Here is a 19,400-nt window from a genome sequence, read left to right as displayed (position 1 = left end):
TGCCCGGGATGGCCGTTCACCGGCTTCTTCCGTGCGGGATCAGGACGGGTTTGACCACGCGGCCTGCCTCGCAGTCGCGTTCGGCCTCGTTGATGTCGGCGAGTGGGTAGGTGCGGATCAACTGGTCGAAGGGGAACCGCCCGGCCTGCCACAGCCCGGTCAGGCGGGGGATCAGCAGCCCCGGCACGGCGTCCCCCTCGCAGATGTGCACGATGCCGCGGCCCCGGTCCAGCGTCCCCGGTTCGAGCGGCAGCGCGGTGTGCAGCCGCGCCACCAGGCCGAGGCGGCCGGTGGGGCGCAGCGCCCGGAGGGCTTCGTTGATCAGGGCGGCGGAGGCCGTGGTGTCCAGCGCGTACTGCGCGCCGCCGTCGGTCAGCCGCCGGATGCGGTCGGGCAGCCCGGCCGACGCGGCGGACAGCGGGACAGCACCGAACCGCTCGGCGAGGGCGAGCCGTCCGGGATGCCGGTCGACGGCCACGGTGAACGCGCCGGCGGCGGTGGCCGCCATCACCGAGGCCAGGCCCACCGCTCCGGCGCCGTAGACGGCGAGGGTGTCACCGGGGCCGATGCCGAAGACGTTCAGCACCGCTCCCGCGCCGGTGAGGAAGCCGCAGCCGAGCGGTCCGAGCAGCTCGACGGGCAGGGCGGGGTCGACCCAGACGGCGTTGCGGGCCGGGACGAGGGCGTACTCGGCGAACGAGGACTGGCCGAACCAGCGGGGGGCCAGTGCTCCACCGGCCCCGTCGGTGAGCCGCGGCGGGTCCTGCTCGCGTCCTCCGAAGAGGTTGAGGGAGGCGAAGGAGTCGCAGTAGGCGGGGGCGGCGGCCCGGCAGTTGCGGCAGTGTCCGCAGGAGTCGAAACTCAGCACGACGTGGTCGCCGACGCTCAGTGCGCTGTCCGGACCGCCCGTCCGCACCACGATCCCGGCGCCCTCGTGCCCGAGGACCGCCGGCAGCGGGCTGCGGCCGGCCGAGCGCCGGACGGCGAGGTCGGTGCGGCACATCCCGCAGCCCGCGATCTCGACCAGGATCTCGTCGTCCGCCGGGCCTTCCCGCAGGACCACCTCCTCGACCTCGAACGGACTCTCGTACGACCGCAGTACGGCCGCGTCGAATCTCATGGTCACGCCTCCCGCGGGCGGTGCACGACGAACGGCCGGAGGTTCCCGTAGAGCCCCCACGGCCCGCCCGCGACGCCGACGCCGCTGTCCTTGGCGCCCGCGAAGGGCTGGGCGAGGGAGAGTTCGGCGTGGTGGTTGATCCATGCCGTCCCGCACTCCAGACGGCCGGCCACGGCCTCGGCCCGGTCGAGGTCGGTGCCCCACACCGAGCCGCCCAGCCCGAAACCGGTGCCGTTGGCCGCCTCGACGGCCTCGTCGAGGCTCCGGTAGGGCAGCACCGGCAGCACCGGACCGAACTGCTCCTGCGTCACCACGGGGCTGGTGGGCGGCACGTCGGCGAGGATCGTCGGAGCGAAGAAGTAGCCCGGCCCCTCGGGCCGGTGGCCGCCCGCCGCGGCGCGGGCGCCGTCCGCCAGCGCCTTTCCCGTGTAGGCCTCCACCCGTGCCAGCTGGGGGGCGTTGTTGACCGGACCCAGCTGTGTGTCCGGGTCGAGGCCGGGGCCGACGGTGACGGACTTCGCGCGCTGGGCGAGGGCCTCCACCACCTCGGTGCAGAGCCGGGCCGGGGCGTAGACGCGCTTGACGGCCATGCAGACCTGCCCGCAGTTGCGGAAGGCGGCCCAGAACAGCTTGTCGGCGATCCGCTCCACGTCGACGTCCTCCAGGAGGAGCGCCGCGTCGTTGCCGCCCAGTTCCAGGGTGACCCGGGCGAGCGAGGCCGCGGCGCCCTCCGCGACGGCCCGGCCGGTGGGCACCGAGCCGGTGAACGTGACGTGGCGGATTCCCGGGTGGGACGCCAGCCGGGCACCGAGGGGTTCGCGGCCGGTGACGATGGTCAGTACGTCCTTCGGCAGGGCCTCGGCGAGGACGGAGCCCAGCAGCCGGGTGGCGAGGGGCGTGAACGGAGAGGGCTTGAGCACCATCGTGTTCCCCGCGGCGAGCGCGGGCGCGAACTTGGCCGCCGCGAGCTGGAGGGGGAAGTTCCACGGCACGATGGCGGCGACGGGCCCGAGCGGCCGCCAGCGGATCTCGCTGTGCACCGGCCGGCCGTCGTCGATCCGCTGGGGTTCCGCTGCCGTTTCGGCGAAGTAGCGCAGGCGGGCGGCGGTGCGGGCGATCTCCGCGGACGACTCGGCCAGGGGCTTGCCCTGTTCCCCGGTGAGCAGCCGGGCCAGTCCGGCACCGGCAGCCTCCACGGCGTCGGCCGCCGCGCGCAACGCGGTGGCGCGGGCGGCGGGCTCGTCCCGCCAGCCGAGCCAGGCCCGGTGCGCCCGTTCGACGACGGCGTCCAGTTCCTGCGGCCGCTGGTCGGGAGCCTCGTCGAAGACCTCACCCGTGGCCGGGTCGACGACGGCGAATGACGCGCCCGGGGCACCGGGCGGAGGGCGGCGCTCAGAGGTCGGCATACCGGGTCAGTTCGCCGGGGTGACGGCGGCCTCGTGCTCCCGGGCCTGCCGGTCCATCTCCGCCCGGAAGGCGGCCACCAGGTGGGGCCGGATCCTCCCGGCGGTGCGGTCGCCGCCTTCGCAGACAGCGCCGCGCACTCCGACGATGTCGGTGCCGATCCGGGTCAGCGGGCCGAGGTCCGCCTGCTTGACGCTGCCCGCGAGGGCGGCGAGCAGACCGGACGCGTGGGCCAGCCGGACGAACTCGGCGCAGACGTCCGGCGGGACGTGGTCGAACAGCCGCGTGCCGTCCTTGACGGCGGTGTCGAGCATGGCCGCGTCGGCACCGGAGCGGCGGGCGATGTCGGGCAGCGCGAGCGGGTTGACGCAGCCGATCCGGTGGGCGTCCGCGTAGCCCGAGGCGACGACGAGCGCCTCCGGCCGGTGGTCCTTCACCGCCCGGACGACCCCGCGCATGACCTCGACGGCCTGGTCGGGCGTCGTGCAGCCGTAGAGCCCGACCTTGATGTACGTGGCTCCCGAGACGACGGCGCCGAGCGCGGCCTGGGCCACCGTGCCGGGCTTGTACGGGACGTCCCCGACGGTCGCGGACACCGGCTTGTCCGCGGGGACCGCGTCGCGGATCTCCCTGATGACCCACGGGAAGTTGGCGCCCAGCGAGCCCTCGTCGGGCTTTTTGACATCGACGATGTCGAGGTGCTCCGCCGCCTTCGCGCAGTCGAGGGCTTCCTCGACACTGTCCGGGGAGATGAGAAGCAACAACGTGGACTCCTTCCACCGCGGGTCCGGCCGGCCGGGGCTCGGCTGTGCGGCTCGTCCGGTTCCCGTGCGGTGTGCTCATCATTTCCCGCGCCCGTGGGCACCGGTAGGGCGCGCGGAGTCCTCTCGGGGCGCCCCCCGGCGCTCGCAGTGCGCCGTGCGCACCGGCAGGAACCGGCCACCGGCCGGTACTGCCACCTGCCTCGGCCGGCGACGAAGCGGTCCCGGCGCTGCTGCCGGCCGGACCGGTCCGGGCGCTCCTGCCCGCTGGCTCGCAAGGGGGCACCGGCCCGTAGGAAGTCACCGACCTGGAACGGTCGCCGCCCCGCTACGGCCGGGACACCGACCAGATCGTCGAGGGCGCGGTAGGTGGGGAACTCAGGAGGGGGCACCGGCAGGGGCGGCACCGCCCACCGGTCGTCGCGGGGGGAGAGGTCCGGTCAGAGGGGCTTGAGCCGGGTGTGCAGGAGGCAGAACTCGTTGCCTTCCGGGTCGGCCAGGACGTGCCAGTTCTCGGTGCCGCTCTGGCCGACGTCGGCGGGCCTGGCGCCCAGGGCGAGCAACCGCTCCAGCTCGGCGTCCTGGTCGCGGTCGGTGGCGTTGACGTCGATGTGCAGCGGGAGCTTCCCGGGCCGGGGGGCGCCACCGGGGCTGAGGACGAGGGTGGGCTGCGGACCGCCGAAGCCGGCGCCGGGCGGCCCGATCTCGATGCTCCCGTCCTCCTCACGGCCGAGTTCGACGTAACCGAGGACCTCGCTCCAGAACGCGGCGAGCCGCTCGGGATCGGCGCAGTCGAGAACCAGTTCACTGATGCGGCATGCCATGCCCGCCAGCGTACTCGGCCACCGGAGGTGAACACGCCCCCGTTTCACGGGCGTTGGACCGTCGCCGTCACTGGCCCGGGCGGGGCTGCGACGGCCACGGCCGGCGGGCCGCCCGTGGTGCCGGTCAGCGGTCAAGGACAGCCAGGGCGACAGCGCCCGGAGTGCTTGGCGGGTCCCACCCGGCATCGAGCACCCGCCCTCAACTCCCCTCGGCTGCGGCTCGGTTGCCACGGCTGCGTCCGCGCATCGCCTCCAGGTACCGGATGTTCCCCACACCCCTGCGGCCGGCCACCGGTACGTGACATCAGTCACAAGGCATTCCGCTACTACGCCCTCGCGATAGTAGTGGACGCTCTGGCGACATGGGGGACTTGTCCGGCTTGGTGCGGGTGCTCGGCGCGGTCGCCAGGGGCGCTGACCGCTCCTCAGCCCTCCTCTTTCTTCTCCTGCGTGGGAGGGGCTCCTGACGCCGGGCCAGGCGCGCGCACCGGGAAGGACGACGTGATCAGCATGATCCCCTTCGGCTCCGCAAGGACCGCGCCGATCTACGAGCCGGGGTAGTAGCCAAGACCTTTGCGTCGCCGCTCACCGTCGTCCCAAGATGACGTCCCACAGACATCGCCGCAGTTCAGGGGCGGACTCCCGAAGAGCCGCCCGGTCGAAGGCGCTCGGCGACCACCGAGTGAGGTCACGCATGGGCAAGCATCGCAAGCATCAGCAGTACCGGCGAATAGCCATCGCCGCCGTCGCCGCCGGAGCCGTCGGCGTCCCGTCCGCCGCACTGGCCTGCGGCTGGCCGGGCAGCGGAACACACCCGTCGCGGCACGTCGCGAACAGGACGGCCGAGGTCCAGTGGAACCCCAGCGCGTGGGACGACTCCGGGAGCGGTACGCGGGGCGGCGGGACGACTCCTGCGGCGACGCCGACCGCGACCGCCCACAAGCGTGGTGCCTCCCGGCACACCGCGACCCCGGCCGGCCACAGCAGCGCGACGGACACCGCTTCACCGCGCCCGCGGAAGACAGCGGTACGGTCCGGCAAACCCCTCTCCCCCGGCACTCCGCACAGGAGCACCACGTCCGCGGCCCCGACCGCGGCCTCCACGACCCCCACCGCGGCCTCCACCGCCCCCACCACGGCCTCCTCCGCACCGGAAGCCGCCCCGTCGCCCGCCACCACACCCGCCGGCGCTCCCCCGGCCGCCTCCGCCGGCCCGCAGACCGGTACGTCGGCGCCCACCGCTGTCGCCGCCCAGGTCCTGGAACTCGTCAACGCCGAGCGGGCGAAGGCCGGTTGCTCGGCGCTGACCGCCGACCCGACGCTGGCCGCGGCCGCCCAGGCGCACAGCGAGGACATGGCGGCGCACCAGAACATGTCGCACACCGGCTCCGACGGGTCCGCCCCCGGCGACCGCATCACCGCGGCGGGCTACGCCTGGAGCACGTACGGCGAGAACGTCGCCTACGGGTACTCCACCCCGGAACAGGTGATGGCGGCCTGGATGGCGAGCCCCGGCCACAAGGCCAACATCCTCAACTGTTCGTTCAAGGAGATCGGTGTCGGCCTGGCCCAGCCCGGCGCCTACTGGACGCAGGACTTCGCGACCAGCCGCTGAACGGCGCCCGCCCGCCGGCCGCGCGGGCCGGGGAGGGCCGGGCCGGGCGACCGCCGCGGCCCGGCCGGCCGGGTGCCCCGCCCCCGGCGGTCAGGCGCCGCACTCGGCGCGCACGGCGTCGACCGCGTGATGCGCGTCCGGCTGCGACGTCCCGTCAGGACCCGGCCCCCGCGCGCCACCGGTCGGCGCGGGTGATGCCGTCCATGAGCAGGTCGAGCAGCCGCTCGGCCTGTGCGCGCTGGTGGGCGTCCCCGGCCGCGAGGGTGACACCGGCCAGGGCCATGAGGATGTCGGAGGCGGACACGTCCTCGCGGACCGCTCCCTGGCCGACGGCGGCGAGGCGGAACTCCTCGACGGCGTCCGTCAGTTGCGCGCGCGTGTGCGAACCCAGCCGTTCGTCGTCCCGCAGGAGTGTCTTGAGCGTCTCCGCCATGCCGTGCTTGGCGGCCAGGTAGTCCAGCACCTCGGACATCCATGCCCGCAGCGCCCGGTCGGCCGGCAGGTCGCGCAGGAGCGGCGAGGTCCGGGCGCACAGCCGGGCCGTCTCGTAGCGGTAGGTGGCGTCGACGAGCTGCTCACGGGTCGGGAAGCGCCGGTAGAGGGTGCCGATCCCCACACCCGCGTCCTTGGCGATCTGCTTCAGGGTCGCTGCGGCACCGTCCCGCGCGAACGCCAGGGCGGCGGCGGCGAGCAACCTGTCCTCGTTGGCCCGCGCGTCGGCCCGGACGGGACGGCCGGACGGATCAGGCATGCGGTTCTTCCTCTCGGCTTGCTATCCGGAGCTGACTCCGCTTACGGTGACGCACAAGCGGAGTCGGCTCCGCTTGTGTCGGACGGTAGCAGACCGCCGCCGTCCGCCCGTCGCACCGCCGCGACCACGACAAGGGGCACCCACGTCATGCGATACCGCACGCTGGGCAGTACAGGAGTCCGGGTCAGCTCGCTCTGCCTGGGCGCGATGATGTTCGGGAAGTGGGGGAACCCCGATCACGACGACTCGGTCGGCATCATCCGCACCGCGCTCGACGCGGGCGTCAACATCATCGATACGGCGGACGTGTACGCGGACGGCGAGTCCGAGGTCATCGTCGGGAAGGCGATCGCCGGACGGCGCGACGAGGTCGTCCTGGCGACCAAGGTGTCCAGCCCGATGGGCCCCGGCCCCGGCCGGCGCGGCGCCTCGCGGCGCTGGATCACGCAGGCCTGCGAGGAGAGTCTGCGCCGGCTGGGCACCGATCACATCGACCTCTACCAGGTGCACCGGCCCGATCCGGCGACCGACGTCGACGAGACCCTGGGCGCGCTCTCCGATCTCGTCCGCGCGGGCAAGATCCGCTACGCGGGGTCCTCGACGTTCGCGCCCTCGGCGATCGTCCAGGCGCAGTGGACCGCCGAGCGGCGCGGGCGCGAGCGCTTCGTGTGCGAGCAGCCGCCGTACTCCCTCCTGGCCCGGGGTGTGGAGGCCGAGGTGCTGCCCACCTGCGAGACGTACCGGATGGGCGTGCTGGCCTGGAGCCCGCTGGCCGGGGGGTGGCTCTCCGGCCGCTGGCGCCGCGACGCGGCCGGCCCGTCCAGCCACCGCACCCGGACCATGCCATTCCGTACCACGCTCTCCCACTACGACCTGGACGTGCCGGGCAACCAGGCCAAGCTGGACGCCGCCACGGAACTCGCCCGTACGGCCGACGAGGCGGGCCTGACGCTGATCCAGCTGGCGCTGGCGTTCGTCACCACGCACCCCGCGGTCACCGCGGCGGTCGTCGGCCCCCGTACCGCCGCGCACCTGCGCGACCATCTGAGCGCGGCGGACATCGTCCTGGACCCCGCCGTGCTGGACCGCGTCGACCGCATCGTGGCGCCGGGCACCGACCTCAACCCCGAGGACACGGGCTACCACGCGGCCGTCCTGGCCGACCCGGCACGCCGCCGCCCTGCCGCCGCCCGGTGAGCGGCACGGGTCCGCCCGCTTCGTCCCGCCACCGCCGGGCCCGGCACGGCCCCGCACGTCAGGCGTCGTAGCCGTAGCCCGTCCAGTTCTCCAGCACGTGCTCTTGCAGTTCGCGGGGGTACGACGTGCGGAAGGAGGCGGTGGTGCCGCGGAAGCCGTCCGGCAGCAGGCAGTCCGTGACCGACTTGCCGCCCCGGGCGGCGCGGACCTCCTCGGGGGTGAGGTAGGGGACCATGGGGATGCCGGGGGCCTGCGGGAAGGTGTGGTGGCCGGTGTCCGGGTGGCTGCGGGTGGCGAGCGCCCAGACGACCTGGCCGATGTCGGTGACGTCGATGTCGTCGTCGACGACGATCACCTTGGGCACCAGCCATCCGGCGTGCGAGGCGAACAGCACGTCGGCGATCGCACGGATCAACGCGGCCCGGTCCCAGCCGAGTTCCGCGCGCCGGGCGCGGTCGACGGAGACGGCGAGCCAGCAGGTGGCGGCCTCGTACGGGCACCACGCCAGGGTGACCGGCAGCCCGGCGGCGCGCAGCACGTTCAGGGCGGCGGCCGCGATCATGGTGCCCCAGATCGTGTGGTTCTCCTCCGGCGGAACCCCGGCCGCGCAGACCGGCAGGATCGGGTCGTCGCGGTAGGTGACCGCCTCGACGTGGAAGACCGGCTGCTCCTTGCCGTCGGGGAACGCGTACCCGTGGTACTCCCCCATCGGCCCCTCGGGGGCGGTCTCGTCGCTGCTGAGGTAACCCTCCAGGACGATCTCGGCGTTGGCGGGCACGTACAGTCCGTTCGTCTCGGTACGGACCACCTCCACCGGGCTGCCGGTGAGCGCGCCGACGTAGCCGTCCTCGTCGACGTGCGCCGGGAGCGGCATCCCCGCGGCCGCGAGCGCCGCGGGCGGGGCGCCCAGGACCATCGCCCACGGCGTGTGCCGGCCCTTCTCGCGCCACGCCTCGCGGATCATGCCGACGTGTTGCTGCGGCATGGCGGGACCGACCAGGGTCCTGCGGTCGCGCAGCATGGTGCGGGCCACCGACCAGCTCGTCCACGAGCCGTCCGGGGTGCGCACCACGTGGAAGCCGTAGGTGCCGAAGTACCGTCCGCCGTCCTCCTGGTGGAGCAGGGGTACGGGGAAGAGCTCCAGGTCGACGTCGTCACCGGTGCGGACGTTCTGCTTGCAGGGCCCGGTGGCGACCTCGACCGGTGCGACGGGGTCCGCGTGCATGGCGGCGACGAGGTGTTCCACGATCCGGCGCGGACTGGCGTCGCGGGGCAGCCCGACGTGCGCGGCGAGCCGCGCGTGGGCGGTGCCCGACCGGGGGTCGCCCAGTCCGGCCGGGGCGCCCAGGACGCGGTGGCCGGGGGCGGCGCCGGTGAGGGAGGTGAACAAGGGGGCGGGTGCGCCGGTCTCGTACGCCCGCCGGGTCACGGCGCCCACTTCGAGGTGCGGATCGACGCTCCTGCCGATCTCCACCGCATCGCCGTCGGCCAGCAGCCGTGCGACGAACGCGCGGAAGTCGAGCGCGGGGTCGGGAACGGGGCGCCGGGAGAGGCCGGGGGCAGGGTCGAGGTCACGGCCGGTGCGGGGGGCGGGGCGGGGGTCGGAATGCGTGGTCATGGCGCGGGCGGGCTCCTGTTCGTCTGGATGTGGGCCGGTCAGGGGTTGGGCACGGGTCGGGGGTGGGGCGCTGGGCCGGTCAGGGGAGGGGGCCTGTGAGGGCGGCGGGCCCATGAACGGGGCCGGGGCGCGTCAAGGAGTGCCCGCGGGGCGCTCGGCGCGGGCGGGGCGCAAGCCGGTCCAGCGGCCGCGGGCGGGGGTCTCGACACCGAGCTGGTCGAGGACGCGTACCACCAGGTGGTCGACGAGGTCGTCGACGGTGCGCGGATGGTTGTAGAAGGCGGGCATCGGGGGAACGATGCGCACGCCCATCCGCGCCAGCGCGAGCATGTTCTCCAGGTGGATCTCGTTGAGCGGGGTCTCGCGCGGGACCAGGACGAGCGGTCCGCCCTCCTTGAGCACGACGTCCGCCGCGCGGCCCACGAGTCCGTCGGCGTGCCCCGCGCGGATCCCCGCCAGAGTCTTCATGCTGCACGGCACGATCACCATGCCGTCGGTGCGGAAGGAACCGGAGGACAGCGGCGAGCCCTGGTCCTCCGGGCGGTGGGTGACGTCGGCCAGCGCGCTCACCTCACTCACCGTGCGGCCCGTCTCCAGCTCGATGGTGGCGCGCGCCCAGCGGCTGACCACCAGGTGGGTCTCGATCCCGGGATCGGCGGCGAGCCGTTCCAGCAGCCGCACCCCGAGCACGGCCCCGGTCGCCCCGGTCATCCCCACGATCAGCCGCATCCGCCGGTCCTCCTCCGCTCGGCGCACGGCCCGGTGGCCGGGTGCGCAGAATCAGTCGCCCGGGTGGGCCGCAGGCGGTCGGCGCCACGCCCGTTCCCCGGTCGTTCCACCGTTCACGCTATGGATCTCCGCACGGTCGCCGGCGATAGACTCGGGCACGAGATGAGCAGAATCGGACAGGATGCGGGACCCGTCGCCTTCCCCTTCCCCACCACCCCCGGCGGGCCTCCCGGCGTGGAGGTCACCGACCTGCCCGGGCTGCTGACCCGCATCGGGCGGCTCGGTGCGACGGCCGACGCGCCCGTGCGCCTGGAGTTCCATCTCCTGACGACCGTGCGCTCGGGGCTGCTGCGCTGCGTGGTGGACACCACCGACTGCGCGGTGGCGCCCGGGAGCTGGCTGTGGATCCGGCCGGGCCAGTTCGTACGGTTCCCGGACGGGTGCCGGGGCGGTGCGGACGTACCGGACACGGCGGTGGTGCTGTTCCAGGCGAGCTTCCTCGACGCGGCCACCGTCGCCGGGGCGCATCTGGACCGCAGGGCATGGAGGCTGCCGATGTCCCCCGCGCCGCAGGCCGCGCAGCCCCTGGAACGGACGCTGGAGCTGCTGGAGAGCGAGTACCACCGGCTGCGTGACCTGCCGCTGGAGGTCCACGTCGCGGTCGTCCGGCATCTCCTGTCGGTCCTGGTGCTGCGCCTGGCGAACCTGCCGGGCGGGCAGCGCAGGCATGCCGGGGACGCGGCCTTCCGCCGCTTCCGTGACGCGGTCGAGCAGGACTTCGCCCGTGACCACCAGGTCGAGGCGTACGCGGCCCGGCTCGGCTACAGCGTGCGCTCGCTGACCCGCGCCACGAACGCCGCGGTCGGGCGCGGGGCCAAGGCGTTCATCGACGACCGGCTGGTCCTGGAGGCCAAAAGACTGCTGCTGCACACACAGCTCCCGGCGTCCGCGGTCGCGGACCGGCTCGGCTTCTCCAGCACGACGGTCTTCACCCGCTTCTTCCGCCACCGCACCTCGGAGACGCCCCTCGGCTTCCGCAGGCGTGCGCGCACGGAGAGCCGACGGTCCCCTACACCGTGACCGCCGCGGCGGTCACGGGCCTCACCCCGCCGCGGCGCACCACGCCACAGCGGTCGTGACGGCCACGGCGGTCGCGGTCAACGGGGTCCTGGCCACGGCGGTCGCGGTCACGCGAGGTCGCGCATGCGGCGGACCGGGCTCGCCAGCAGGACCGCCGGGCTGACCGTGCAGAGCACGGCCATGAGCGCGAGGGAGACGCGCTCGCCCCACAGGGCGGCGGCGCCTCCCGCGGTCAGGGCACCGCGGGGGATCGCGCCCCAGGAGATGAAGCGGACCGTGGCCATCACACGCGGCAGCAGCTCAGGGGGTGTGGCGGTCTGCCGGTAGGTGCGGGTCACGATGCTCGTCACCACCACGGACCCGGCGAAGCCGGCGTTGCCCAGGGCGAACAGACCGAGTGCCGCGGAGTGGCCGGCCAGCGGCAGCAGCGCCGCGAAGCACGGTGCGGCCACCGCGGCCCGGCGCAGCGCCCGGCCGCTGCCGAGGCGTGCCACGATCCGGGGCGTCAGGGCCGCGCCGACCAGGGTGCCCAGGCCCTCGGTCGCGATGAGCGCGCCGACCAGGGCGGGCGGCGCCTCCAGGGTGCCGGCCAGGAAGACCGGGGTGAGCGCCATCAGGCCGCCGCAGACGAAGTTGACGGCGGTCGCGTCCGCCGCGCAGGGGCCGATGACGGGGTGCCGGACGACGTAGCGCCAGCCCTCGCGGATCATCTCGCCCACGCCCCGGCGTGGTCCCTCCTGTGCGGGGTGCGCGACCTGCGGCAGGGTGGCCATGAGCGCGGCCGACAGCAGGTAGCTCACCGCGTCGACCACGACCGACGCCGCCGCGCCGAGCACCTGGACCAGCAGGCCGCCGAGGGAGGGGCCGCCGAGCTGGGTGGCCGCCCGGGTGCCGGAGGTGAGGCTGTTGCGGGCGGTGAGTTCCTCCTTGCCGACCAGGGAGGGCAGGAAGGTCGAGTTGCCGACGTCGAAGACGACGGATGCCAGGCCGGTCACCAGGGCGACCACGATCAGCTGCGGCAGGCTCAGCACGCCGAGCGCCGCAGCCAGCGGGACCGAGGCCACGGCGACGGCGCGGACTAGGTCCATCGCCACCTGCGTCCCGCGCAGCGGCAGCCGGTGCACGAGGACCCCGGCCGGCAGGCCGATCAGCAGCCAGGACACGAACGAGGCGGCGGTGACGAGGCTGACCTCGAACGCCGAGGCGTGCAGCACCAGGACCGCGAGCAGCGGCAGGGCCACCGAGGTGACGGCGTCGCCGATCCCGCTCACCGTGGACGCGCCCCAGTACCGCCAGAACACCGCCGCGCGCGCCGCGTCGTCCGGCCGCTTCCGCTCCTCTTCCCGCCCCTGCGCCACCGTCGTCATGCCGCCCCCCCGTGATCGAGTGAGTCTCTTTTGGGAACTGACTATACTCATGGATCATGCGATACACAGAGCTGGGCGACCCGGACTGCGCGATCGCGCAGGCACTGGCGGTGGTCGGGGACCCGTGGACGCTGCTGCTGATCCGCGATGTCGCGGGCGGCACGCACCAGTTCGACGCGCTGCGGGACGGGCTCGGCATCAGCCGCAAGGTGCTGACCGAGCGCCTGAAGACCCTCGTGGCGGACGGAGTGCTGGAGAAGCGCCTCTACAGCCCGCACCCGCCCCGCTACGAGTACCACCTGACACCGGCCGGGCGCGGCCTGCTCCCGGTCCTGGTCGCGCTCCAGGACTGGGGCGCCCGCCATGTCCTGGGCGACGGCGCGCTCTCGGCCACCAGCTCGGCCGGCTCCGCCGAGACGCGGCGGGTGCACGCCCTGGTCGGACGCACCCTCCCCCCACTGGAACTGGCCGGTCCCGGCGGCGTGCCGGCCGACCCGGTCTCCGCGGACCACGCCTGGACGGTCCTGTACTGCTTCCCGGGGGCCTACGCGCCCGGCGGCCACGACTACCCGCCGGGCTGGGAGCGCATCCCGGGCACCCTCGGCTGCACCCTGGAGTCGTGCACCTACCGTGACCGGATGGCGGAGTTCGCGCGGCGCGACGCGCGGGTGCACGGCGTCAGCACGCAGCGCCCCGACCAACTGGCCGCCTTCGCGGAGCACGAGCGGATCGCCTTCCCGCTGCTGTCCGACGCCGACCTGCAACTGGCCGCGGCACTGCGGCTGCCCACCTTCCGCGCGGCGGGCGTGGACCGCCTCAAGCGGCTCACCCTCGTCCTCGACGCCTCCCGCACGGTGCGCGGCGTGCTGTACCCGCTCGAGGACCCGGCGGGTTCCGTCGACGACGCCCTGGCGTTGGTCGACTCGCTGACGGGCGCGTGAGGGTCCGGAAACTCGCGTGCGTACGGGATCCCCGCGGTGCCAGGATGGCGGCGGGAAGCGAGGTCTCGTGGACGAGTCGGGGCGGTTCGGTCTGGCGGCGGTCGCATGGGCGGCCGGCGGAGCGGGGGCGGACGCGGCAGCCGCGGCTGCGCGGGAGCTGGCACCCGGCGTGCGGACGGTCGTGCTCGTCGAGGGGAGCAGTGACCGGTCGGCGCTCGACGCGCTGGCCGCGCGGTACGGCCGTGATCTGGGTGCGGAGGGCGTCGCGGTGGTTCCGCTCGGGGGCGCCACCAACATCGGGCGCTTCCTCGACGTGTGCGGCCCTCCGGGACTCGGCCTGCCGCTGGCCGGGCTCTGCGACATCGGCGAGGAGCGGCACTTCCGGCGCCATCTGGAGCGGGTGGGTCTCGCCCCCGCGCCCGGGCGCGCCGGGCTGGAGACGCTCGGGTTCCACGTGTGCGTCGCCGACCTGGAGGACGAGCTGATCCGCGCTCTCGGGGCCGAGGGTGTGCAGCGGGTGATCGAGGCGCAGGGCGAGAAACGGCCCTTCCGTACCTTCCGGGGGCAGCCCGCGCAGCGGGAACGGCCCGTGGAACACCAGCTGCGGCGGTTCATGGGCACGCACAGCGGCCGCAAGGCCCTCTACGCGCGTGCCCTGGTCGAGCACCTGCCCCCGGGGCGCGTGCCCCGGCCCCTGGAACGCCTCCTCACCCACGTCTGAGCCCGGCCACGGGCCCCCGCTCGACCCCACCGGCACATACCCGGCCCCGCCGGCCCGCACCGGGTCGCGCCGGCCCCCGTTCCCCGGCGGCACGGTCCCGGGAGAAACGGCCAGACCCGGGGAGCGGTCAGGTCCCGGCAGGCGGTCGGGGCTTCCAGGGGCCCACGCGGTCCAGGCGGCGCAGTTGCCTGCGGGCGGCGGGTACGTCGAGACCCTGGCCGCGTTCGGTGAGCCGGCCCGCGACGGCGGTGCGGTGCTCGACGGGTTTGTGGTCGTCGTACTTGAACTTGGCCCGCACCTCGCCGACCTCCAGGCGCAGGCCGCGGATTCCGGAGAGCAGGCGGCCGTAGGGTGCGCGGCCCGCCTCGACGGGCGCGTGGTCCCCCTCGGGCCGGAAGTGCGCCGTCTGGTGGCGCAGCAGCGCGGCCTTGGCCTCGGGGTCGTCGACGATGCGGGCGCGGCAGGTGAACTGGACGGCGGCGTAGTAGCTGGTGGGGACGCCCTCGGTGGGCGGTGTGCCGGGCTTGGCCCGCCAGGGGCCGGGGACGAAGGCGTAGTCACCGATGACGGTGAAGGTGACGTCCGGATCGTGCTCGATCGCCACCCAGACCGGGTTCGGCCGGGCGAGGTGGATCAGCAGGTGGTCCCCGTCGGTGGTGAAGTGGGTCGGGACGACGACGGGTGGCCGGCCGGGCGGACCGTTGACGGCGAGCTGGCCGAAGTCGTGGCCGTCGGCGATCCAGGTCTGCCACTCGGCGTCGTCCAGGGCGGCGTCCCAGGGCTGGATGAACATGCGGTTTCTCCCTCGGCGGGGTGCGGTCGCGATCGGCGCGGGGTCGGGGGGTGCGGGGGTTCAGGTGAGGGCGAGGAGGCTCACGGCCACGGCGGCCGTTCCCAGGCCGACGAGCTGGCCGCGGTGGATGCGTTCGGCGAGGACGCCGCGGGCGAGCAGGACCGTGCCCGCCGGGTACAGAGCGGTGATCACGGCGACGACGGTGAGGTCCCCGCTGCGGGCCGCGAGCAGGAACAGCAGGTTCGCCACCGAGTCCAGCACGCCCGCGGCCGCCGAAATCGCGTAGGCGGGTTTCTCCGGCCCCAGCCTGCGGCGCAGCATCCCGGCCGCGGTCAGGGTGACGGCCGAGGAGACCACCCTTCCGACGACCAGCGGGGCCACACCGCTGCCGGACGGCGCCTGGTGCAGGCAGATCAGCTGGAGGGCGATGGCGCCACCCGCCCCGAACGCCAGCAGCAGCGCCGTCCGGGCGGGCCGTGCGGCACTCGTGCCGTGTCCGGCGCTGACCAGCACGACCGCGGCGAGCGCGAGCGGCAGTCCGACCAGTCCGGCAACGGAGAGGTGTTCACCCTGGAGCAGTCCCACGGCGACGGGCAGCGCGGCCGAGACCAGCGCGGTGACGGGCGAGAGCACATTCATCGGGCCGATGGCCAGGGTCTTGTAGAGCAGGGCGAACGCGGCGGCCGAGGCGACGCCGGAGGCGGCCCCCCAGCCGAGGGCGCCGGGCTCGAAGGAGGCGCCGAGGACGGGCCACAGCAGCAGTTCGACCGTGAGGCTGGCGGGGGCGGCGACCATGACGGTCCGCAGGACGTGGGCCTTGCGGGCACCGAGGCCGCCGAGGAAGTCGGCGCATCCGTAGGCGAGGGAGCTGCCCAGGGCCAGCAGCAGTGCGATCACGGTACATCCCTTGCTGTCGATGGAACGACCAAACCGTACAACCAACCGACCGTCCTGTGTCAACTGAACGACCGAGCGGTACATTGCAGTGATCAACCGACTGAGGAGAGGACCGGATGGCGGAGACCGAGGCGGCGCTGCGGACGCTCGCCCACAACGTCCGTGCGGCCCGTACGCGCGCGGGGCTGTCTCTGGACGAGCTGGGCCGGCGCGCACAGGTCAGCAAGGGCGCTCTGGTGGCCCTGGAGAAGGCGCAGGGGAACCCGAACTTCGCCACGCTGGTGAGGCTGGCCGACACCCTGGGCGTCTCCGTCTCGGCCCTGCTGGAGGGCCGGACCGAGGCCCGCGTACGCGTCGTGGCCGCCGACGCGCTCACGCCGCTGTGGAACGGGCCGCACGGTGGCGAGGCACGGCTCATGCTGACCACCTCGGGGCCCGCCCCGGTCGAGGTCTGGCGCTGGCGGCTGGAGCCGGGCGAGGAGTACCCCAGCCACCCTCACCAGGCCGGTGTCGTGGAGACCGTCAGCGTCACGTCCGGCCGGATGACACTGGTCGTCGACGGCACCGAGCACACCGTGGAAGCGGGCCAGACCGCCACCTTCGACGGCGACACGTCCCACACCTACCGCGGTGCGGGCACCGGGACCTGCTGTCTGATCATGACGGTGCACCTGCCGCCGGGCCCCGGCGCCGCGGCCTGACGCCCGCCGCCGGGAGGACGGCGCCCGGGGCTCGGGCGGCCGGCCACGCGGACACGGCGGCCAGACACAGGACAGACACAGGCACCGCAGTGGCGTACGCGCGCACCTCGGCTGCCGGGCAGAGCGACAGGGGTGACCGGGCACGCGGACGACGGCGGCCAGGCAGAGGGAACGGTCCGGCCGTTCACGCCGGTGGTGGCCGCCGGGGGCTGCCGCCGCCTGTCCGCCCGGCGGGGCGAGGGCGGCACGGACGTCGTCCACCTCGGCCGTACGGAGTCGGGCGCGCCCGCCCGGGCCGTCCGCCGGTGCGCGGCCCGCCGTCTCAGCGGGGGCCGCGGTCGCTCGGCGGCTCGCTCAGCCGGTCGCCGTCCACCCGGGTTCCGGCCTGCTTGACCTGACGGAAGACCGGGCTGATCTCCAGGGCCTCGACGCCGTGGAGGGTTCCGACACGGTCGCTGGTGAACTCGAAGAGAGCGTCGAGGTCGTGGCAGTGGACGGCGGCCTGGAGGTTGTGCGGTCCGGACAGCGCCGCGGCGAACGCCACCTCGGGCATCCGCGCCATCGCCCGTCCGACGTCCTTGATCCTGGCCGGGTGGACCCGCATCCACAGGTTCGCCCGGGCCCGGAACCCCAGCGCCTGCGGCGCGATCTCCACATCGATGTAGGCCACTCCGGCGGCGAGCAGCGCCTGCAGACGCCGGGACACGCGGCCCGGGGTGAGACCGGCCGCGGCCGCGAGGTCGACGAGAGTGGCCCGCCCGTCGGCGGCGAGGGCCGCGAGCAGTTTCTCGTCCTCGGCGCTCGGCCGCGCGGACAGGTCACGCACCACCGGCTGTTCGGTGAACGGTGTGCCGCCGCCCCCGAGGGCCGCCTCCTCCCCGGGGGTCAGCGTCCCGGCGAGCGCGGCCCAGTAGTGCCCCCGCCCGCCCATGAACTGACGCAGGACCACCGACGCCTGGAGGTCGAGCACGGCGGCGGTACGGGGGAGCCGGCGGCCGAGGAGATCGTCGCGCTGCTCCCGCGACCGCGAGCGCACCGCGCAGGTGATCTCGGATCCGGCGGCGCCCAGGGCGACCCAGCCGATGTCGTCGCGCCGCGCGAGCGCTTCGGCGATGGCGGTGGCGCTGCCGGGCCGGCAGCGCAGGCGCACCATCCACCGGCTCTGCCCGAGCGCTCCCGGGTCGATCACGCCGACGACCCGGACCACCCCGGCGCGCCGCATGCGGCGGTAGCGGCGGGCGACGGCCGGTTCGGACAGCCCCAGAACCGTCGCGACGGTCGCGAACGGAACACGGGGATCGACCTGGAGCGCACGAAGGATTCGCACGTCTTCCGGCTCCAGAGTGACGGATTCCGCGATTCCGGCCTGCGTCATGACGGCAAGACTACAGAACGCGCCGTTTCCGGGCCGTCACGCGCCGCGCCTGGCCGAGGCTTGCGCCCGTACGACGGACAGCGGCACGACGCGACGGTCGTGACCGCCCTCAACGGTGTGCAGGAGTGCCATGAGAGTCATCACCATCGAAGAACACTGGACCACCCCCGAACTCGACCGGGCACTGCGCGAGCGACCCGCGGGAGCACGGGACGAGAGCGTGGCGCTGAACGACCGGGGGGACGTCCCGGCACGTCTGCTCGACATCGGCGCCGGACGCGTGGAGGCGATGGACGCGGCCGGCGTCGACGTCCAGGTCCTCGCGCTCGCCCCTCCGGGCACCCACGGCCTCCCGGCCCGCGAGGCGGTGGCGCTGAGCCGCGCCGCCAACGACCGCGCCGGCGAGGCCGTCCGGCGCCACCCGGACCGGCTGAGGGCGATGACGACCCTGCCGATGTCGGATCCGGACGCGGCGCTGGCGGAGCTGCGGCGCACCGCGGACCTGCCCGGCCACGTGGGGATCATGTCCTACGGCCGCTGCGGCGACCGCCCGTTGGACGACCCGGCCTACGACGAGGTGCTCGCCACCGCCGCCGCGCTGCGCCGGCCGGTCTTCCTCCACCCGCAGATCCCCCCGGACGCGGTCCGCGAGGCGTCGTACGGCGGCTTCGACCCGGACCTGAGCCTGGGCCTGGCCACCTTCGGCTGGGGGTGGCACATCGAGGCCGGACTGGCGGCGCTCCGGCTCATCCTGCGCGGCACGTTCGACCGCCACCCGGACCTGCAGGTGGTCCTCGGGCACTGGGGCGAACTGCTCCTGTTCTGGCTCGACAGGGCCGACCGGCTCTCCGGCCTCGCGCCCGGTCTGCGCCGGCGGGTCGCCGAGTACTTCACGACGAACATCCACGTCGCGACCAGCGGCATGCTGAGCCCGCGGCTGCTGCGCCACGCACTGGAGCACACGAGCGCGGACCGCGTCCTGCTGTCCGGGGACTACCCGTTCCACCGGATCGACGCCGCCGCGGTCGCCGGCTTCCTGGACACGCTGCCCCAGGAGGACCGGGCCAAGATCGCTCACGGCAACGCCGAGAAGCTCTACGGCCTCACGCCGGCTCCCTCGGTGTCCGGCGCCCAGGGGGCGGGCACACCGCAGAGGTGACGTGGACGCCGCCCCAGGGGGCGGACGGCCCCTGCGGGTGGCCGCGCGGCCCGGCCCCCCGTCCCGTTCCGGCCCGCCCAGGCGGACGGCCTGACGACGCCGGCCTTACGCGGACACCAGGGAGTCGTCCTGCGGGCGGGCGCCGGGAAGCTGGTGGCGGGCCGCGATGAGGGCCGCGTCGATGTCCCGGGTCCCGGTGGAGACGCACAGCGTGTAGGCGATGTCCTCCATCCGCCGGCGCACCTCCGGGCTGCCGTCCTCGGCGTGCAGGATCCGCAGCGTGTCGTACTGCTCGATCAGGTTCCTGAGCACGGTGGGGTGTGCCATGAGCATCGGGAGTCTCCCTC

At 74.4% G+C, this 19,400-nt stretch carries 19 protein-coding genes; 7 read left to right on the top strand and 12 right to left on the bottom strand.

What is annotated here, in order from left to right; all coding sequences use genetic code 11:
• Positions 1-16 precede the first annotated feature (16 nt).
• The 4 genes from AC6I72_RS30020 to AC6I72_RS30005 all read right to left on the bottom strand — a co-directional run bounded on the left by AC6I72_RS30020 (position 17) and on the right by AC6I72_RS30005 (position 4,109).
• Positions 17-1,120, bottom strand: coding sequence for an NAD(P)-dependent alcohol dehydrogenase (locus AC6I72_RS30020; protein ID WP_498004269.1), 1,104 nt, complete (start codon positions 1,118-1,120; stop codon positions 17-19).
• A gap of 2 nt (positions 1,121-1,122) precedes the next feature.
• Positions 1,123-2,526 carry an aldehyde dehydrogenase family protein gene (locus tag AC6I72_RS30015; RefSeq protein WP_498004268.1) on the bottom strand — a complete coding sequence of 468 codons (1,404 nt, stop codon included), beginning with the start codon at positions 2,524-2,526 and terminating at the stop codon, positions 1,123-1,125.
• Between the two features lie 6 nt (positions 2,527-2,532).
• Positions 2,533-3,288, bottom strand: coding sequence for a (5-formylfuran-3-yl)methyl phosphate synthase (locus AC6I72_RS30010; protein ID WP_498004267.1), 756 nt, complete (start codon positions 3,286-3,288; stop codon positions 2,533-2,535).
• Between the two features lie 437 nt (positions 3,289-3,725).
• Entirely contained in the window at positions 3,726-4,109 is a 384-nt protein-coding gene (locus AC6I72_RS30005; protein ID WP_366727310.1) for a VOC family protein, read from the bottom strand.
• 694 nt (positions 4,110-4,803) lie between these two features.
• On the opposite strand from AC6I72_RS30005, the gene AC6I72_RS30000 reads away from it, so the two are divergent.
• Positions 4,804-5,724 carry a CAP domain-containing protein gene (locus AC6I72_RS30000; protein WP_498004266.1) on the top strand — a complete coding sequence of 307 codons (921 nt, stop codon included), beginning with the start codon at positions 4,804-4,806 and terminating at the stop codon, positions 5,722-5,724.
• A 154-nt stretch (positions 5,725-5,878) separates the two neighbouring features.
• Here AC6I72_RS30000 and AC6I72_RS29995 read toward each other — a convergent pair whose 3' ends face one another.
• On the bottom strand, positions 5,879-6,475 hold the full coding sequence (locus tag AC6I72_RS29995) for a TetR/AcrR family transcriptional regulator (protein WP_498004264.1): 597 nt from the start codon (positions 6,473-6,475) through the stop codon (positions 5,879-5,881).
• Between the two features lie 147 nt (positions 6,476-6,622).
• On the opposite strand from AC6I72_RS29995, the gene AC6I72_RS29990 reads away from it, so the two are divergent.
• Positions 6,623-7,672, top strand: coding sequence for an aldo/keto reductase (locus AC6I72_RS29990; RefSeq protein WP_498004263.1), 1,050 nt, complete (start codon positions 6,623-6,625; stop codon positions 7,670-7,672).
• Between the two features lie 58 nt (positions 7,673-7,730).
• Here AC6I72_RS29990 and AC6I72_RS29985 read toward each other — a convergent pair whose 3' ends face one another.
• Entirely contained in the window at positions 7,731-9,290 is a 1,560-nt protein-coding gene (locus tag AC6I72_RS29985; protein WP_498004262.1) for a UbiD family decarboxylase, read from the bottom strand.
• A 132-nt stretch (positions 9,291-9,422) separates the two neighbouring features.
• Positions 9,423-10,046: a UbiX family flavin prenyltransferase gene (locus AC6I72_RS29980; protein ID WP_498004261.1), complete on the bottom strand. Its 624-nt coding sequence runs from the start codon at positions 10,044-10,046 to the stop codon at positions 9,423-9,425.
• A 135-nt stretch (positions 10,047-10,181) separates the two neighbouring features.
• Here AC6I72_RS29980 and AC6I72_RS29975 point away from each other — a divergent pair, with 135 nt between their 5' ends.
• Positions 10,182-11,099: a helix-turn-helix transcriptional regulator gene (locus AC6I72_RS29975; RefSeq protein ID WP_498004260.1), complete on the top strand. Its 918-nt coding sequence runs from the start codon at positions 10,182-10,184 to the stop codon at positions 11,097-11,099.
• 107 nt (positions 11,100-11,206) lie between these two features.
• Here the strand turns inward: AC6I72_RS29975 and AC6I72_RS29970 are convergent, their stop codons facing one another.
• Positions 11,207-12,466, bottom strand: coding sequence for an MFS transporter (locus AC6I72_RS29970; RefSeq protein WP_498004259.1), 1,260 nt, complete (start codon positions 12,464-12,466; stop codon positions 11,207-11,209).
• Between the two features lie 56 nt (positions 12,467-12,522).
• Between AC6I72_RS29970 and AC6I72_RS29965 the strand changes: the two genes are divergently transcribed.
• Positions 12,523-13,407: a winged helix-turn-helix transcriptional regulator gene (locus AC6I72_RS29965; RefSeq protein ID WP_498004258.1), complete on the top strand. Its 885-nt coding sequence runs from the start codon at positions 12,523-12,525 to the stop codon at positions 13,405-13,407.
• A 67-nt stretch (positions 13,408-13,474) separates the two neighbouring features.
• A complete protein-coding gene (locus tag AC6I72_RS29960; RefSeq protein WP_498004257.1) occupies positions 13,475-14,128 on the top strand; it encodes a TOPRIM nucleotidyl transferase/hydrolase domain-containing protein in 654 nt (217 codons plus the stop codon).
• Positions 14,129-14,255: 127 nt separating this feature from the next.
• Here the strand turns inward: AC6I72_RS29960 and AC6I72_RS29955 are convergent, their stop codons facing one another.
• Positions 14,256-14,921 carry an FMN-binding negative transcriptional regulator gene (locus AC6I72_RS29955; RefSeq protein ID WP_498004256.1) on the bottom strand — a complete coding sequence of 222 codons (666 nt, stop codon included), beginning with the start codon at positions 14,919-14,921 and terminating at the stop codon, positions 14,256-14,258.
• A gap of 60 nt (positions 14,922-14,981) precedes the next feature.
• Positions 14,982-15,818 (bottom strand): EamA family transporter, encoded by an 837-nt coding sequence (locus AC6I72_RS29950; protein WP_498004255.1) that lies wholly within the window; start codon positions 15,816-15,818, stop codon positions 14,982-14,984.
• A 116-nt stretch (positions 15,819-15,934) separates the two neighbouring features.
• Between AC6I72_RS29950 and AC6I72_RS29945 the strand changes: the two genes are divergently transcribed.
• Positions 15,935-16,519: a helix-turn-helix domain-containing protein gene (locus AC6I72_RS29945; protein WP_498004254.1), complete on the top strand. Its 585-nt coding sequence runs from the start codon at positions 15,935-15,937 to the stop codon at positions 16,517-16,519.
• 322 nt (positions 16,520-16,841) lie between these two features.
• Here AC6I72_RS29945 and AC6I72_RS29940 read toward each other — a convergent pair whose 3' ends face one another.
• Positions 16,842-17,846, bottom strand: a complete 1,005-nt coding sequence (locus tag AC6I72_RS29940; RefSeq protein WP_498004253.1) for an Lrp/AsnC family transcriptional regulator — start codon at positions 17,844-17,846, stop codon at positions 16,842-16,844.
• 178 nt (positions 17,847-18,024) lie between these two features.
• Between AC6I72_RS29940 and AC6I72_RS29935 the strand changes: the two genes are divergently transcribed.
• On the top strand, positions 18,025-19,053 hold the full coding sequence (locus AC6I72_RS29935; RefSeq protein WP_498004252.1) for an amidohydrolase family protein: 1,029 nt from the start codon (positions 18,025-18,027) through the stop codon (positions 19,051-19,053).
• A 105-nt stretch (positions 19,054-19,158) separates the two neighbouring features.
• Here the strand turns inward: AC6I72_RS29935 and AC6I72_RS29930 are convergent, their stop codons facing one another.
• Positions 19,159-19,386, bottom strand: coding sequence for a DUF5133 domain-containing protein (locus tag AC6I72_RS29930; RefSeq protein WP_366727324.1), 228 nt, complete (start codon positions 19,384-19,386; stop codon positions 19,159-19,161).
• Between the last annotated feature and the right edge of the window lie 14 nt (positions 19,387-19,400).

The organism is Streptomyces sp. Xyl84, assembly GCF_059731885.1.
This window is presented reverse-complemented; position numbering and strand designations above follow the sequence as displayed.